The 14,579-nt window shown below is 45.7% G+C and carries 19 protein-coding genes; 12 read left to right on the plus strand and 7 right to left on the minus strand.

Features of this window, described 5'->3' with window-relative positions; all coding sequences use genetic code 11:
* Positions 1 to 28 precede the first annotated feature (28 nt).
* A complete protein-coding gene (mprF, locus tag WA325_RS18435; protein ID WP_336184067.1) occupies positions 29 to 2,599 on the plus strand; it encodes a bifunctional lysylphosphatidylglycerol flippase/synthetase MprF in 2,571 nt (856 codons plus the stop codon).
* 18 nt (positions 2,600 to 2,617) lie between these two features.
* On the opposite strand, the gene WA325_RS18440 is transcribed toward mprF, so the two are convergent.
* Entirely contained in the window at positions 2,618 to 3,595 is a 978-nt protein-coding gene (locus tag WA325_RS18440; RefSeq protein WP_105991393.1) for an ABC transporter substrate-binding protein, read from the minus strand.
* Positions 3,596 to 3,751: 156 nt separating this feature from the next.
* Here WA325_RS18440 and WA325_RS18445 point away from each other — a divergent pair, with 156 nt between their 5' ends.
* The 4 genes from WA325_RS18445 (at position 3,752) to WA325_RS18460 (ending at position 7,446) form a co-directional block, all read left to right on the plus strand.
* Positions 3,752 to 4,753 carry a FecCD family ABC transporter permease gene (locus WA325_RS18445; protein WP_105954859.1) on the plus strand — a complete coding sequence of 334 codons (1,002 nt, stop codon included), beginning with the start codon at positions 3,752 to 3,754 and terminating at the stop codon, positions 4,751 to 4,753.
* Entirely contained in the window at positions 4,750 to 5,781 is a 1,032-nt protein-coding gene (locus WA325_RS18450) for a FecCD family ABC transporter permease (protein WP_101863577.1), read from the plus strand. Before WA325_RS18445 ends, WA325_RS18450 begins: the two co-directional genes overlap by 4 nt.
* A gap of 114 nt (positions 5,782 to 5,895) precedes the next feature.
* On the plus strand, positions 5,896 to 6,774 hold the full coding sequence (locus tag WA325_RS18455) for a PhzF family phenazine biosynthesis isomerase (RefSeq protein ID WP_105991394.1): 879 nt from the start codon (positions 5,896 to 5,898) through the stop codon (positions 6,772 to 6,774).
* An 87-nt stretch (positions 6,775 to 6,861) separates the two neighbouring features.
* Positions 6,862 to 7,446 (plus strand): nitroreductase family protein, encoded by a 585-nt coding sequence (locus WA325_RS18460; RefSeq protein WP_106021589.1) that lies wholly within the window; start codon positions 6,862 to 6,864, stop codon positions 7,444 to 7,446.
* Between the two features lie 38 nt (positions 7,447 to 7,484).
* On the opposite strand, the gene WA325_RS18465 is transcribed toward WA325_RS18460, so the two are convergent.
* The 3 genes from WA325_RS18465 to WA325_RS18475 form a co-directional block, all read right to left on the minus strand.
* Positions 7,485 to 7,676 (minus strand): YfhD family protein, encoded by a 192-nt coding sequence (locus tag WA325_RS18465; RefSeq protein ID WP_044163723.1) that lies wholly within the window; start codon positions 7,674 to 7,676, stop codon positions 7,485 to 7,487.
* A gap of 65 nt (positions 7,677 to 7,741) precedes the next feature.
* Positions 7,742 to 7,852: a YfhE family protein gene (locus WA325_RS18470; protein ID WP_010333447.1), complete on the minus strand. Its 111-nt coding sequence runs from the start codon at positions 7,850 to 7,852 to the stop codon at positions 7,742 to 7,744.
* A 53-nt stretch (positions 7,853 to 7,905) separates the two neighbouring features.
* Positions 7,906 to 8,817: a TIGR01777 family oxidoreductase gene (locus WA325_RS18475; RefSeq protein WP_336184068.1), complete on the minus strand. Its 912-nt coding sequence runs from the start codon at positions 8,815 to 8,817 to the stop codon at positions 7,906 to 7,908.
* A gap of 88 nt (positions 8,818 to 8,905) precedes the next feature.
* On the opposite strand from WA325_RS18475, the gene recX reads away from it, so the two are divergent.
* The 3 genes from recX to WA325_RS18490 all read left to right on the plus strand — a co-directional run bounded on the left by recX (position 8,906) and on the right by WA325_RS18490 (position 11,355).
* The gene (recX, locus tag WA325_RS18480) at positions 8,906 to 9,697 is read left to right on the plus strand and encodes a recombination regulator RecX (RefSeq protein WP_105954864.1); all 792 of its coding nucleotides are present in this window, start codon (positions 8,906 to 8,908) and stop codon (positions 9,695 to 9,697) included.
* Positions 9,698 to 9,704: 7 nt separating this feature from the next.
* Positions 9,705 to 10,025 (plus strand): YfhH family protein, encoded by a 321-nt coding sequence (locus WA325_RS18485; RefSeq protein WP_105954865.1) that lies wholly within the window; start codon positions 9,705 to 9,707, stop codon positions 10,023 to 10,025.
* A 136-nt stretch (positions 10,026 to 10,161) separates the two neighbouring features.
* Complete coding sequence (locus WA325_RS18490) at positions 10,162 to 11,355, plus strand: MFS transporter (protein WP_202853877.1); 1,194 nt, start codon at positions 10,162 to 10,164, stop codon at positions 11,353 to 11,355.
* A 32-nt stretch (positions 11,356 to 11,387) separates the two neighbouring features.
* On the opposite strand, the gene WA325_RS18495 is transcribed toward WA325_RS18490, so the two are convergent.
* Positions 11,388 to 11,540 carry a small, acid-soluble spore protein K gene (locus WA325_RS18495; RefSeq protein ID WP_010333452.1) on the minus strand — a complete coding sequence of 51 codons (153 nt, stop codon included), beginning with the start codon at positions 11,538 to 11,540 and terminating at the stop codon, positions 11,388 to 11,390.
* A 124-nt stretch (positions 11,541 to 11,664) separates the two neighbouring features.
* Between WA325_RS18495 and WA325_RS18500 the strand changes: the two genes are divergently transcribed.
* Positions 11,665 to 11,934, plus strand: a complete 270-nt coding sequence (locus WA325_RS18500; RefSeq protein WP_024120650.1) for a YfhJ family protein — start codon at positions 11,665 to 11,667, stop codon at positions 11,932 to 11,934.
* 34 nt (positions 11,935 to 11,968) lie between these two features.
* Here the strand turns inward: WA325_RS18500 and WA325_RS18505 are convergent, their stop codons facing one another.
* Both WA325_RS18505 and WA325_RS18510 read right to left on the minus strand, forming a co-directional pair.
* The gene (locus WA325_RS18505; RefSeq protein ID WP_095714802.1) at positions 11,969 to 12,352 is read right to left on the minus strand and encodes a hypothetical protein; all 384 of its coding nucleotides are present in this window, start codon (positions 12,350 to 12,352) and stop codon (positions 11,969 to 11,971) included.
* 1 nt (position 12,353) lies between these two features.
* A complete protein-coding gene (locus WA325_RS18510; RefSeq protein WP_010333455.1) occupies positions 12,354 to 12,566 on the minus strand; it encodes a helix-turn-helix transcriptional regulator in 213 nt (70 codons plus the stop codon).
* 192 nt (positions 12,567 to 12,758) lie between these two features.
* Here WA325_RS18510 and WA325_RS18515 point away from each other — a divergent pair, with 192 nt between their 5' ends.
* The 3 genes from WA325_RS18515 (at position 12,759) to WA325_RS18525 (ending at position 14,545) form a co-directional block, all read left to right on the plus strand.
* Positions 12,759 to 13,277: an SH3 domain-containing protein gene (locus WA325_RS18515; protein WP_202853730.1), complete on the plus strand. Its 519-nt coding sequence runs from the start codon at positions 12,759 to 12,761 to the stop codon at positions 13,275 to 13,277.
* An 85-nt stretch (positions 13,278 to 13,362) separates the two neighbouring features.
* Positions 13,363 to 13,695 carry an SdpI family protein gene (locus WA325_RS18520; RefSeq protein ID WP_095714800.1) on the plus strand — a complete coding sequence of 111 codons (333 nt, stop codon included), beginning with the start codon at positions 13,363 to 13,365 and terminating at the stop codon, positions 13,693 to 13,695.
* A complete protein-coding gene (locus WA325_RS18525) occupies positions 13,682 to 14,545 on the plus strand; it encodes an alpha/beta fold hydrolase (RefSeq protein WP_105954867.1) in 864 nt (287 codons plus the stop codon). The genes WA325_RS18520 and WA325_RS18525 overlap by 14 nt, the downstream gene beginning before the upstream one ends.
* The last annotated feature ends 34 nt before the right edge of the window (positions 14,546 to 14,579 follow it).

Consider the following 14,579-nt stretch of genomic DNA (forward strand, 5'->3'; position numbering starts at 1 on the left):
ATCGAACTGTATATGATTGGAGAGACCATTGCTGATTAAAAAGAATGCTTTATCAATTTTAAAAATCGTTTTTCCTGTTGCTGTTTTACTATTTGTGTTTTATCAGTCGAAAAAAGAATTGACAAACCTGTCATTCAAACGAACGCTTATGGTAATCAACGGGCTGGAGCGGACCGACTTATTCATTCTTGTGCTCATCGGCCTGCTCGCTGTTGCGGCCATGTCACTATATGATTACGTTCTTAAATATTCGCTGCGCCTTTCGATCACAAACGGAAAGGTGTTCAGAGTATCCTGGATTGCCAATTCATTTAATAATGTCCTTGGCTTCGGAGGGCTAGCCGGAGTCGGGTTAAGAATGATGTTTTATAAGGAGCATACAAAAGACCATAAAGCGCTGGTGAAAGGAATTGCCTGGCTTACATCCTCTATGCTGCTCGGCCTTTCAGTTTTCAGCATTTTCGTTGTCGCAAGATTGCTGCCCGTGGATGAAGTCATCAATGAAAAACCATGGCTGTGGGCGGTTGTTATCGGCTTCGCGCTAATTGTGCCGGTCTCTTTGGCGGCGGCTAAACGAAAAGGCCGCAAAGCAGGGGATGAAGAGGGCGCAGACAAAGTGAAAAATCCGATTTTCGCTTATATGGGCGCTTCCGTTGCAGAATGGCTTATGGCTGGAATCGTAATCTATCTGTCTCTGTTCGCCATGGGGATTCATGCTGACATCAGGTATGTGTTCGGGGTATTTGTGATTGCAGCAATCGGAGGCATGATCAGTCTTGTTCCGGGCGGCTTCGGCTCGTTTGACCTTTTGTTTTTGCTCGGAATGGAGCAGCTTGGCTACCATCAGGAAGCCATTGTGACGTCGATTGTGCTGTACCGGCTCGTCTATTCATTTATCCCGTTCGTTTTGGGACTGTTCTTTGCTGCCGGCGACCTGACCGAAAGTACGATGAAACGGCTTGAAACGAACCCGCGAATTGCACCGGCTATCGAAACGACAAACGTGCTGCTTGTCGTACAGCGGGCCATGTTAGTGAGGATTTTGCAGGGATCGCTTTCACTTATTGTGTTCGTAGCCGGTCTCATTGTCCTTGCGTCGGTGTCACTGCCGATTGATAGGCTGACAGTCATTCCGCACATTCCCCGTCCGGTCCTTTTGCTGTTCAACGGGCTGTCCTTAAGCTCAGCGCTCATTTTGCTGATATTGCCGATCGAGCTTTATAAACGGACAAAACGGTCCTATACAATGGCGATTACAGCGCTTGTCGGCGGGTTTGTTTTCAGCTTTTTAAAAGGGCTCAATATCAGTGCAATATTCATATTGCCGATTATCATCGTCTTGCTTGTGCTGTTGAAAAAACAATTTGTCAGAGAACAGGCTTCCTATACGCTCGGGCAAATGATTTTCGCTGCGGCCCTGTTTACTGTGGCGCTGTTTAACTATAACATTATCGCAAGCTTCATCTGGGATCGGATGAAAAAGGTGCTGCGCCATGAATATTTCGTCCACAGCACTTCCCATATTACACATGCGACCATCATGGCAGTCATCGCCGTTCCGCTGTTCTTCTTTATCTTTACAGTGGTGTATCATAAGAAAACCAAACCAATTGGGGAAAAAGCTGATCCAGAACGTCTTGCTGAGTTTTTGAATGAAAAAGGCGGCAACGCGCTCAGCCATCTCGGCTTTCTGGGGGATAAGCGGTTTTATTTCTCAAGCGACGGCAATGCATTGCTTCTGTTTGGGAAAATCGCAAGACGGCTGGTCGTGCTCGGCGATCCGTCCGGCCAAAAGGAGTCGTTCCCGCTTGTGCTCGAAGAATTTCTTAACGAAGCACATCAAAAGGGATTCAGTGTTCTGTTCTATCAAATCGAACGAGAGGACATGGCGCTGTACCACGATTTTGGCTACAACTTTTTTAAACTTGGCGAGGAAGCCTATGTGGACTTAAACACGTTTACCATATCAGGGAAGAAAAAAGCCGGCCTGCGGGCAATCAATAACCGGTTTGAACGGGAGGAATATACTTTCCATGTAGATCATCCTCCATTTTCAGAAGCGTTTTTAGAAGAGCTCAAACAAATCTCCGATGATTGGCTCGGCTCGAAAAAGGAGAAGGGCTTTTCACTCGGGTTCTTTGATCCGTCATATTTACAGAGAGCGCCGATCGCCTATATGAAAAATGCCGAAGGGGACATTGTAGCTTTCGCCAATATCATGCCAATGTATCAGGAAGGCGAAATCTCGGTCGATCTGATGCGCTATCGCAGCGACGCCCCGAACGGTATTATGGATGCATTGTTCATCCGCATGTTTTTATGGGCGAAGGAGGAGGGGTGCACGTCATTTAACATGGGCATGGCGCCCTTGGCCAATGTCGGCACGGCCTTTACATCCTTCTGGTCAGAACGCTTCGCGGCTGTCATTTTTAATAATGTTCGGTACATGTACAGCTTCAGCGGGCTCCGAGCATTTAAAGAAAAATACAAACCCGAATGGCGCGGAAAATACTTGGCGTATCGGAAAAACAGATCTCTTTCTGTCACCATGTTCCTCGTCACGCGTCTGATCGGCAAAAGCAAAAAAGACTCCGTCTAAACAGACGGAGTTCTTTTTTTATTTAGACTTTAAGAAATACGTTTCAATATCGTCAAGCAGATAGTTTGCGGCTTTGATTCCGCCTGCGGTTGTCCACACGACGTCATCGACCTCATGGGCGTTCCCTGATTTCACAGCTTTGAGGTTTTTCCATAGTGAACTGCTCGTCCACTGATTGGCCCATTTTTCATTATCTTTTGCATTATCGGCTTTATAAGTGAAATAAAAAAGCACATCGCCATCCATATCAGGAATGGATTCTTTGCTGTCTGTTGAGAACGTGAATTGGTCCTTTTGTTTCTTGAATAGCTCCACTTGCTTTTCAGGACGTTTAAAACCAAGCTGGTCTAAAATAATGCCTGAGAATGAATCTTTATAATAGATTCTTGACTCGCCGGACAGAAAGCGTACAACAGACACAGTTTTGTTTGTCTGATCGCCAAGCTTATCTTTCATATCGGCAACGCGCTTATCAAAATCGGCAATGACTTCTTTGCCTTTGTCCGCCTTATTCACCGCGTCGGCATAAAGAGTCAGGTTATCCTTCCAGTTCCCGGCTAAAGATTCAGCAAAAACCGTAGGCGCAATCGCATTTAACTGATCATAAATCTTTTCTTGGCGCACTTTATTTCCAATAATCAAATCAGGCTTTAACTCCGCGATGGCTTCCACATTCGGTTCAGTTTCTAGCCCGACGTTTTTAACACCTTCCATATCGTCTTTCAGGTAGTCATACCACGGGTCGCCCTTCCATGACTTCACGGCCCCGACAGGTTTAATGCCAAGCGCTAAAAGCGCCTCTGTTCCTTCATTTGTTAAGACGACAATCCGTTTTGGGTGGGCTGGAATGTTGTCTGATGTCCCCATTGCATGTTTAACCGTTCTTGTTTTGCTGCTTGACCCCTCGCTGTTTCCGGAACTTTCTGAACTATTACAGGCAGAAAGCACCATAACGGCCATAAGTAATACAAATAGCATGCTGATATGCTTTTTCATCTTTTTCCTCCCAATATTGAAATTCATTATCATTTAGATCATAATAAGCAGTGGTGAGAGTGTCAATCATTAATTGAGGATGATTCTCAAAAACAATCAATTTACTGCAGTCATGATGAAGAATGTTACATAGTAAATCACTAGGAGAATTGGATGATGATCTTCAAAAAGGCTTATTCGAAATGGATTTTGTTATTATGTCTGCTTTTCATTTTGCTGGCGGCTGTCTGCGCAAGTGTCATATACGGCTATACCGGTACGTCATGGGGACAGGTCTATCAAGCGTTTACATCTTTTAACGGATCAAATGAGCAAGTCATCATTAAAGACGTCAGGCTCCCGCGCGCCTTGGTTGCCACGGTCGTCGGCGCTTCCCTTGCGGCTGCCGGCGCTCTGATGCAGGCGCTGACAAAAAACCCGCTAGCATCACCAGGGATTTTCGGAATCAACGCAGGGGCCGGCTTTTTTATTGTTGCCGGATCATTTTTTCTGCATATTCAATCACCCCAAGCGCTTGTATGGAGCTCGTTTCTCGGTGCTTCCTTTACCGCCGCGATTGTCTATGCCGCAGGTTCGCTTGGAAGGGAAGGGCTCACGCCGATCAAATTGACGCTGGCTGGAGCAGCCATGGCGGCAATGTTTTCTTCGCTGACACAAGGCATGCTTTCCGTCAATGAACTCGAGCTGGCTCAGGTGCTATTTTGGCTGACGGGCTCTGTGCAGGGCAGGAGTCTCGATTTGCTGATGACAATGCTTCCGTATGCCGCGGCGGCGCTTTTGATCAGCTGTTTCCTCGGCCGGAAAATTAATCTTCTTGTCATGGGAGAAGATGTTGCCAAAGGACTTGGTCAAAAAACGGGACTGCTGAAATTCGCTATGGCACTATGCATTGTCCTGCTTGCCGGTTCAGCTGTCGCCATTGCCGGGCCGATTTCCTTTATCGGCATCATCATCCCGCACTTTGCCCGCTTTATCATCGGCAATGATTATCGCTGGGTTCTGCCGTTTTCCGCTGTTTTGGGTGCGATTTTACTAGTTGCCGCGGACATCGGGGCCCGATATATCATTATGCCTCAGGAGGTTCCTGTGGGGGTTATGACGGCGATTATCGGCATGCCTGTGTTTGTTTACATCGCAAGAAGGGGGGCGAATCTATGAAACTTCGTTTTGGCTTTACAGCGGCTGAAAAGAAAGCATGGATTGTCTTTTTTGTTTTACTCGGTTTAACAGCGGCTGTGTTCATCATAAGCGCCGGTCTCGGACAGCGGTTCATTCCTCCTTGGGATGTGGCCAAAACATTTTTCGGTGCAGGTTCAAAGCTCGATGAAATGATGGTGATGTCGTTCCGCATGCCAAGAATTTTGACAGCTGTATGCGCCGGCGTTTGCTTGGCTGCAGCAGGCGCAATTTTGCAGGGGCTGGTCAGAAACCCTCTCGCATCCCCGGATATTATCGGAATCACGGGCGGAGCGGCTGTGGCTGTGGTGCTTGTCATGATGTTCTTCTCAGACCGAAGCGATTCACTGACGATCAGTCTGTCATGGCTTCCGGCTGCCGCATTTATCGGGGCATCAGTTGTTGGACTTATCGTTTATTTACTCGCATACAAAAATGGCGCCTCCACGTTTCGGCTGGTGCTGATCGGAATCGGATTTTCAATGTCTGCACAAGCGATGACCACATTGCTCATGATCAAAGGACCGATCTACAGGGCGTCCCAAGCCAATGTATACATAACAGGTTCGGTCTACGGATCTAACTGGCAGCATGTAAAAATAGCCGTGTTGCTGTCTGTCATTCTCTTATTCATTTGTTTTATCTGTCTTAAAAATATGAATATACAGATGCTCGGTGAAGATATTGCGGCAGGCGCGGGAAGCTCCGTGCAAAGAAACCGGTTCTTCCTCCTGCTGCTGAGTACGGCTCTTACGGGCTGTGCGGTTTCGGTTGCCGGAACGATTGGTTTTGTCGGTCTGATGGCGCCGCACATCGCAAGGCGTCTCGTCGGCTCGTCTTACGGTGCGCTGCTCCCGGCATCTGCACTGATCGGGGCTCTGCTCGTATTAGGAGCAGACATCATCGGCAGAACCTTATTTGCCCCGGTCGAAGTTCCGGCAGGCGTTTTTACAGCGGCGATCGGCGCCCCCTATTTTATTTATTTGCTCTATAAAACAAGAAATTCCTGATTGTAAGAACCCATTTTCTCTGCAAAGAAAATGGGTTTTTGGTATTGACTGAAAATTCCCTCTAATATTTTGTTATACTGACAGAGACATTGATGTAGAAAGGATGGCAGGCGAATGAAAGCAGAGGTATTAAAATATGAAGCATTTACGGAAAATCCCGGCAAAGGAAACCCCGCGGGAGTGGTATTGCACGGGGACCATTATACAGAAGAAGAAATGCAGAGAATAGCTGAAATCGCAGGATATTCAGAAACCTCCTTTATTCGGAACAGCGAGGCGGCTGATCTTGAACTCCGTTACTTCACTCCTGGACACGAAATGAATTTATGCGGGCATGCGACGGTCGCTTCCCTATACGCATTATGTGAAAAAGGAAGGCTGGAGATTGGTAAAACGTACAGCATCCAGACAAAAGCCGGTATCTTGCCAGCAAACATTTCTGAAAAAGAGGGGCGCATCCATATCACACTTGAACAGGCTGCTCCGAAATTCAAACCATTTACGGGCGACCGGGAAAAGCTCGCGGACGCATTGGGAATTACGGCCGAGGACTTTCATGAGGACCTTCCAATTGTTTTTGGCAGCACAGGCATATGGACTGCGATCGTTCCGCTCAAATCATTAGAAGCCTCTAAAAAAATGGTGCCGAATAACAAACAATTTCCGGATGTTCTAGTTGATCTGCCAAAAGCCTCAGTGCATCCATTTACCTTTGAAACGATTCACTCTGACAGCGACCTGCACGGGCGCCACTTTTCGTCGCCGTATTCAGGAACAATAGAAGATCCCGTGACTGGCACAGCATCCGGTGTGATGGGAGCTTACATGCAGCAATACGGCCGGTCCGGGCAGCGTACATTCATCATTGAACAAGGACAGGAGATGGGGAAAGACGGAAGAGTGGAAATTGAAATAAATGGAGAAAACGATCACATCAAAGTGAACATGACAGGGACTGCCGTTTACTCAGAAACTCGGATTCTTGAAATCTAATATGGCTGACGGTTTACAAAAAGCTGCACTTTCCGTTATGATTATGATTGATAATCATTTTCAATTGGACAGAAAGGGTGAAGCGGTATGCCTCAAGCCGAACAGATAAATCAAGATTCAGCACTGCGGGATATCATACGCAGCAGAAGATCAATCCGTAAATTTAAACAAGATCCCGTACCTCCGGCTGTCATCCTTGACATGCTAGAAACGGCAAAATATGCGCCAAATCACAGAGTGACGGAGCCTTGGAGATTTATTTACGTTTCCAGTGAAACTGGAAAAGCAAGCTTGATTAAAACCTTTGCTTCATTTTCTAAAAAATCAAAGCCGGACATGACGGAAGAAAAACTCCAAAACTTCAAAAAGACACTCAGCCGTGTGCCGGGATTTCTGCTCGTTGTATTTAAGGAAGATGAGAACGAAAGAGCAAGAGATGATGATTTTGCGGCAACCAGCTCATTGATTCAAAACCTCCAGCTTCTTGCCTGGGAAAAAGGAATCGGCATGGTTTGGAAAAGCGGAAAGATCCTCTATGATAAAGACGTGCATCAAGCCTTCGGTTTACAGGATAACGAGCGCTTCGCCGCGATCATACAAACAGGCTATCCTGATGAAATGCCGGAAGTGAAAAAACGCACACCGATAAAGGAACGGTTCACCGAGCTGTAAAAAACCCCCTGTCTCAAGCAGAGACAAGGGGTTTTTCATTAACGTTTTTTGCTTTTCGCTCTGCTGTCGGCCGCTTTTGCGCGCTCCTGCGCTTCGCGGTCATCCGCATCAGCGAGTTCGCTTGAATATTCCTCGTAAACGCCGTCAGTTTCTCGTTTTAACGCATCGGGAACCTGAGGAAGTTTTTGTTTGTTTTTATCACGGTTTTTGTGGATATGATTTCTGCCCATATCAAATTCCCCCTAAAAAGTGATATCAAACAAACATAGTATCTGCTTTCCGGCGCTATGTATCCCTACTTCCGCTTAGCAGCTTTTTCCGCCTTTTTAAATTCACTCGAATAAAGAACTTCCTGCATTTTCTTCAGGTTGGCTCCTTGCTGGTGCTTCTCCCTCTTCTTTTCCATAAAAGGACCTCCTTCAACCATGTTATTCTTAAGGTTGACGCTTCCTTCCGTTTTTATACAGCATTTCGGTCCGTCAGCAGCTGCGAGAGGGCGAATTCAAGATCTGAATATGTAAAACGGAATCCGGACGTAATTGCTTTTTTAGGCAGAGCGCGCTGTCCTTTCACAATAAGCAGGCTCATCTCACCCAATGCTTTTGATAAAAAGAATGCTGGAACGGGGAGCCAGTGGGGACGATGTACCACCCGTGCAATCGTTTTTCCGAACTGCTTCATTTCAACCGGATTAGGCGCTGTCACATTAACGGGACCTGAGATGCTGTCGTTTTCGATTGCATATACAATCAGCTGGGCGGCGTCATCCACGTGAATCCAGGACAGCCACTGATGGCCCGTCCCGATCGTTCCGCCGGCCAGCAGTTTATATGGCAGAATCATCAGCGGGAGAGCGCCTTTTTCTCCGAGCATCACGCCAAATCTCGCGTAAACCGTTCGAATGCCCATCACCTCTATATTTTGCCCTTCCCGTTCCCACATATGTGCAGTGTGGCTGAGAAAATCCTCGTCCGACGTGGGGGAGTCTTCTGTAAAGGTTTTTTCAAGGCTGGTGCCGTAAATGCCCACTGCACTGGCTTGAATAAGCGCCTTCGGTTTTTTCGCCTGTTTATGAATAAGCCGCCGTACTTCCCGGGTTGCATCGATCCGGCTGGAGAGAATTTGCTGCTTCGTTTTTTCGTTCCAGCAGCCAAAAATCGATTTTCCCGCAAGATTTACCCAAACATCAATATGGGAAAGTTCTTGTTCAGGCGCAGCTTCTTCAGTCAGCCATTGGACATAAGTGATATTTTTTTGTTCAGTTTTTGGCGCGTTTCTTGATAAAATATAAACATGATGTCCTTGGCGGGTGAGGACGCCAGTCAGATGCGTACCGAGAAAACCCGTTCCGCCCGTCATTGCAATATTCATAAACATCTCTCCTCATCGTTCTGATAACTATACTTTACCTCATTTTGATCATAGAAAACGCATTTGAGACCGGAGAAGGGAGATTAAGATGCCATTTATTACAAAGATTTCAGCGCAAAAGAAGAATACGGAACGCTTTAATATTTTTCTGGATGAAAAATATGCTTTCAGTGTTGACGCAGATGTGCTCGTGAAATTTGAGCTTACAAAGGGAAAAGAGCTTGATGACCTCGAGATCATTGAGATTCAATACGGCGATGAAGTAAAAAAAGGCTTCAACCGTGCGATTGATTTTTTATCCTATCGAATGCGGTCAACGAAAGAGGTAGAAGACCACTTAAAGAAAAAAGAAACCTCGGCGCCCGTCATTGCGGAAGTGATTCATAAGCTGAACGATTACAACTATTTAAATGACCAAGAGTTTGCGGCGGCCTACGTGAGCACTCACAAAAAAACAAACGGAAAAGGGCCTGACGTTTTGTTCAGAGAGCTGAAAGCGAAGGGGATCGATGACGACACCATCAAAGATACGCTGAGTTCTTTCTCCTTTGAAGAACAGACGGACAAAGCAGTTAAGCATATCGAAAAGCTTCTGAAGAAAGACAAGAAACTCTCTTCAAAAGAAATCAAACAGCGAGCACAGATGCAGCTGCAGCGCAAAGGCTTCTCATTTGATGTCATCTCTGCGGCGCTGGAGCAGATTGAATACGAAAATGACGAAGATACTGAAAAAGAAGCGCTGCGTCTTCATGCGGAAAAAGCGTTTAGAAAATACCGTTATGACGGCTCCTATGAAAGTGCTATGAAGGTCAAACAATTTTTATTCAGAAAAGGATTCTCACTCGATTTAATCGATCAATTTCTGCAGGAAGAGGAGTAGCTGAAAAATGGAGAAACGATACAGTCAAATGACAACGCACGAACTCAATACAGAAATCGCAGGACTCTCTGAAAAAGCAAGAAAAGCGGAACAGCTTGGAATCATAAATGAACTGGCAGTGCTCGAACGGAAAATTGCGATGGCAAAGGCATACTTGCTGAACCCGGAGGACTTCTCGCCGGGAGAAACGTATGTTGTGGACGGCTCTGAGGACGAGTTTCACATTAACTATTTAAATGGCGTTTTCGCTTGGGGATACAGAACATCGGCTCCCGATCAAGAAGAAGCGCTTCCAATCTCAGTATTACAGCAAAAGAAGCAGGGATAACCGAGAGGCTGAATATCAGCCTCTTTTTTATTTGAGCACACTCAAGGCGATTTTTAGAGAAAAAATGATTGAATTCACCCTGGATTTCTTTTAAGATGGAACTCGTTGTTTTTTCACATTAAAGGAGGCGATGACGTTGAGTATGAAAAATCCATCAGTAAAATTAATTATTTTTGTTCTAATGATCTGCACGTTTTCAATTGGATACACAGAATATGCGGTGATGGGTATTTTGACGTCGATTGCCGATGACTTTCATATACATGTTTCCTCTGCGGGACTCCTTGTCACCGCTTATGCGGCAAGCGTCTGTGTAACAGGCCCGCTCGTCACGATTGTTTCTGTCAAGCTCCCGAGAAAGCCGGTACTTCTTGGGTTGATGGGGATTTTCATCCTTTCCAACCTGATGAGCGCACTGGCACCGAATTTTGCGGTATTGGCGGTCTCAAGAATTTTATCTGCTTCCATTCACGGCGCTTTCTTTGCGATTGCGATGGTATTCGCTAGTGAAATGGTGCCGCCGGAAAAACGCGCCGCAGCCGCTGCGTCTATGAACGGCGGTTTAACAGTGGCTTTGATGCTGGGTGTTCCATTCGGTTCCTGCTTGGGTGATGTCCTAAACTGGAGAGTCGTGTTTTCCATCATTACGGTGCTTGGAGTGATCGGATTTTTAGGCCTGATGGCTACCGTGCCGAACAGAAAACCAAAAGTCATCCCGATGCTCATGAATGAGTGGGGAGTATTTAAACACAAACAGGTGCTGTACTCCTTTGCGATTACAATTTTAGGCTATTCAGGCGTATTTATCGCGTATACGTTTATCGAGCCGATTTTAAGAAATTCAGCGGGTTTCAGCACAGTCGGCATTACAGGCGCCCTCTTCGCCTATGGTTTGGGAGGGGTTGCGGGAAACTTCTTTGCGGGAAAAGTGCCGCTTCCTCTGCTGACCCGGACCATGATTGGCGTCATGATCGGTTTGATCGGCGTACTTGCGGTATTCCCGTACATCGCCGTTTATCCGGCCGCAGCCATTGTCGCGACTTTCTTATTTGGAGCTTGCGCATTCGGCACACCGCCTCTTTTGCAAACAAAGGTGCTTTCTTCATCTGAGAACGGAACAACGATCGCCGCAGCTGTGAGCGTGTCTGCATTTAACCTGGCCAATGCGCTCGGCGCGTGGATCGGCGGCATCATTTTAAGCGGAACTGGTTCTTATTCCTGGCTGTTTGCGGGAGGAGCGCTGATGACCGCGTGCGGACTGGTGCTCTCAACATTTGCGCATCTGTCTGAAAAGAAAAGCGTCTATGAGTATCAAGTCAATAAAGGCTAAAAAACAGCTGCACATGTGCAGCTGTTCTTCTTTTATCGTTTGCCGGAGGCTCTCATTTTTTCCTGAGGATGCTGGTTGATTGACCCGTCAGGACGCTTTGAAGCATAGTCGTCCTTTGCTCTCGGTTCACCTTGAAACTTGTTTTCGTTTTCGTAAGGAAATCCTTTTTCTTTATTGCGGACCATGTCATATCCCCCTAGGTTCGAGATCAAAAAGTTGCGTCTTGCCAGATGAAGACGTAAGGTTAGTATATGGAGAACATGAAGTTTTAAAGCGTAATTTTTTTCCTGAAGGAAAGGAGACCACCAAATGAATACGTATATTGAGAAACTGACAAATCTGCTTCTGGAAAAAAACGATATGATCAGCTACATTCAGGCGAAAACATGGGTGGAATTGTTATGGAGCGACTTTGAAGCAACCTATGCAAAAGCCGGACACGCCTACCAAGGCGAAAAAATGACCGAAAAAATCGTCACACAGTGGATTGAGAACTATGGCGGCCAGCTCCACCTTTTCCAAAGCGGCCGTGAAGACGTGAATGATTACTTAAACCAAAGCAGAGGGCTTTTACATTAACACAGCCTGCCGGCAAAGTACGGCAGGCTGTTTTTTACACATTTGTATTAAGCACATCACTAATCACCATTCTAAGCATAAAACCAAGAAAAGCAGTATATGCAATCAGCTGCAGATAGGACAGAGGAAGCATGGATTGATGAATAAGAACAACACCTATAAGCAAAATAACAATCATCACCCAATGTGATATATAGCCCGCGAAATGAGCATTTGAGCGGGTGCGTTGGTCATTCTGAAAGTGTACGTTTCCCCAGAGTTTATTTCTATGAATATGTGCGGCAGAATAAAGAACTCGTGCAGTTCCGATGACTGCTAACAGAAGTGTTAAAGTTGAAGGTGAATGCCAATAAAGGACATACAATAAAATGGGAAGCAAAGTTTGCAAAAACAATCCGGTACGATACGTCATGTTCATATTATTTGTCTCCTTCTATCCAGAATAATTGATCTAATGAGCACTCTAATACTGAAGATAATTTAATTGCAGTGCCTATCGAGGGTTCATATCTTTGTTTTTCAATTGCAATGACCGTCTGTCTTGTCACTTGAATGTTTTCTGCCAGCTGATCCTGTGTCCATCCTTTAGCTTTTCTGTATTCTTTTACACAATTACGAACCCCGTGCTTCATCTTATTTGATCCTCTCTCGTTATGTAACGTATACCTTACATAATGTATCATACAAAGATTAGAATGTAATGTACACCTTACAAACCTTAACATTTCCTTAACTGTTAGAAAAAATAAACAAAAAGTGTTTCATCCTCCAGGCAATCAGGGAATACCTCTTATATCTTGTCAAAATCCGAGGAGGAGCTATGTATGAAAAAGAAACAAGTATTGCTCGCTTTAACTGCCGCCGCAGGACTGAGTTTCACAGCATGTAGCACTGCTCCCGCAGCAAAAGCTGCAACCCTTCAGACCATAAATGTCACTATGCCATCATCAGATTCTTATATGATTAAAGCAGGAAAACTGAATGTCCGGGCTGAGCCAAAACAAAAAAGCGCGATTCTCGGCACAGTATCATCTGAACAGAAAGTCACTGTAAAGGGGTTTGCTAATGCTGATTGGGCTCAAATCGAATTCAAAGGAAAAAAAGCATATATTTCAACACACTTCTTAATGAAAACCGCAAGTCAAGCAAAAACAGCAAAACAGACTGCCTTCTATTCTCCAACACCGGAAAATGGAAAAGCCAAGCAGCTTTCCTCGGGGACAGAAGTCACTTTGCTCGGCTGGGGATTCAGTGAAAACGGAGGATTTGATTTCAGCTGGGCATTCGTTGATCACGGCGGGATAAAAGGCTATATTCCGACAAAGGATTTACAAATACGCTAAATAGACAGGCTCATGCTTGTCTTTTTGTCAGGATATTGAAACATTTCTTCTTTCTGAACGTAACAATGAGAGAGGAGATGATCATATGGCATGTTTAGTCGGCGGAGGGCTCATGATGATTGCAGGTCTTTTCATCAAATTGTTCCCTCCAAAATCCATTAACAGTGTATATGGATTCAGAACGAGACGCTCAATGTCAGATCAAAAGTTATGGAATGAAGCCAACCGTTACAGTGCGGCGCTCATGATCCTGTCAGGTTTGATTGTCCTGGGGGCCGGGGTGCTCCTGAGATCAAGCTTTATCATCCTTCAGCTGATCTTGCTTGTTGCTGCTTGTATCATCACTTTTATACTGACAGAGAAAAGGCTGAAACATATGACGCAAAGTCAAGGAGGAGATTTAAGTGGAAGGAGTTAACAGCCAGTTTGTCAAAACAAATGGAATCACACTCCACGTTGCTTCTGCAGGACCGGAGGACGGCCCGCTTATCGTCCTGCTCCATGGATTTCCTGAGTTTTGGTATGGCTGGAAAAACCAAATCAAACCGCTTGCGGACGCGGGGTACCGGGTGATTGTTCCTGATCAGCGAGGTTACAATCTCAGTGACAAACCGGAAGGAATTGAGGCATATCGGATTGATACATTAAGAGATGATATCATTGGGCTTATTTCACAATTTACTGATCAAAAAGCAATCGTGATCGGACATGACTGGGGAGGAGCAGTAGCCTGGCACTTGGCATCAACACGTCCGGAATATCTTGAAAAGCTTATCGCCATTAACATACCGCATCCGCACGTCATGAAAACCGTAACGCCAGTCTACCCTCCGCAATGGCTGAAAAGCTCATACATTGCCTTCTTCCAGCTGCCGGACAAACCGGAGGCCGCGTTAACAGAAAACGACTATGAGAAATTAGATAAAGCCATCGGGCTATCTGATCGGCCGGAGCTTTTTTCTTCTGAGGATATCAATAAGTACAAAGAAGCGTGGAAGCAGCCTGGCGCCCTGACATCAATGCTGAACTGGTACAGGGCACTCAGAAAAGGCAGCCTTGCAGAAAATTCCCGCGAATGCCATACAGCCCCTTATCGGATGATCTGGGGAATGGAAGACCGCTTTTTAAGCAGAAAGCTTGCAAAAGAAACAGCAAGACGCTGTCCAAACGGGCATTTAATATTTGTGGATGAAGCGTCCCATTGGATCAGCCACGAAAAGCCGGCCATCGTGAATCAGCTTATTTTAGAATATCTTGAAAACCAATAAGTCAGATTTTCTTTGCACCGTCTGTCGAAATGGC

This window comes from Bacillus sp. 205(2023) (genome assembly GCF_037027485.1).
Classification (GTDB): domain Bacteria; phylum Bacillota; class Bacilli; order Bacillales; family Bacillaceae; genus Bacillus; species Bacillus halotolerans.

What these genes read in the sequence shown, in the direction of transcription:
- WA325_RS18440 (WP_105991393.1), bottom strand. Translation starts at nt 3,595, where the DNA reads ATGAAAAAGCATATCAGCATGCTATTTGTATTACTTATGGCCGTTATG.
- WA325_RS18445 (WP_105954859.1), top strand. Translation starts at nt 3,752, where the DNA reads ATGATCTTCAAAAAGGCTTATTCGAAATGGATTTTGTTATTATGTCTG.
- WA325_RS18450 (WP_101863577.1), top strand. Translation starts at nt 4,750, where the DNA reads ATGAAACTTCGTTTTGGCTTTACAGCGGCTGAAAAGAAAGCATGGATT.
- WA325_RS18455 (WP_105991394.1), top strand. Translation starts at nt 5,896, where the DNA reads ATGAAAGCAGAGGTATTAAAATATGAAGCATTTACGGAAAATCCCGGC.
- WA325_RS18460 (WP_106021589.1), top strand. Translation starts at nt 6,862, where the DNA reads ATGCCTCAAGCCGAACAGATAAATCAAGATTCAGCACTGCGGGATATC.
- WA325_RS18465 (WP_044163723.1), bottom strand. Translation starts at nt 7,676, where the DNA reads ATGGGCAGAAATCATATCCACAAAAACCGTGATAAAAACAAACAAAAA.
- WA325_RS18470 (WP_010333447.1), bottom strand. Translation starts at nt 7,852, where the DNA reads ATGGAAAAGAAGAGGGAGAAGCACCAGCAAGGAGCCAACCTGAAGAAA.
- WA325_RS18475 (WP_336184068.1), bottom strand. Translation starts at nt 8,817, where the DNA reads ATGAATATTGCAATGACGGGCGGAACGGGTTTTCTCGGTACGCATCTG.
- recX (WP_105954864.1), top strand. Translation starts at nt 8,906, where the DNA reads ATGCCATTTATTACAAAGATTTCAGCGCAAAAGAAGAATACGGAACGC.
- WA325_RS18485 (WP_105954865.1), top strand. Translation starts at nt 9,705, where the DNA reads ATGGAGAAACGATACAGTCAAATGACAACGCACGAACTCAATACAGAA.
- WA325_RS18495 (WP_010333452.1), bottom strand. Translation starts at nt 11,540, where the DNA reads ATGGTCCGCAATAAAGAAAAAGGATTTCCTTACGAAAACGAAAACAAG.
- WA325_RS18500 (WP_024120650.1), top strand. Translation starts at nt 11,665, where the DNA reads ATGAATACGTATATTGAGAAACTGACAAATCTGCTTCTGGAAAAAAAC.
- WA325_RS18505 (WP_095714802.1), bottom strand. Translation starts at nt 12,352, where the DNA reads ATGAACATGACGTATCGTACCGGATTGTTTTTGCAAACTTTGCTTCCC.
- WA325_RS18510 (WP_010333455.1), bottom strand. Translation starts at nt 12,566, where the DNA reads ATGAAGCACGGGGTTCGTAATTGTGTAAAAGAATACAGAAAAGCTAAA.
- WA325_RS18515 (WP_202853730.1), top strand. Translation starts at nt 12,759, where the DNA reads ATGAAAAAGAAACAAGTATTGCTCGCTTTAACTGCCGCCGCAGGACTG.
- WA325_RS18520 (WP_095714800.1), top strand. Translation starts at nt 13,363, where the DNA reads ATGGCATGTTTAGTCGGCGGAGGGCTCATGATGATTGCAGGTCTTTTC.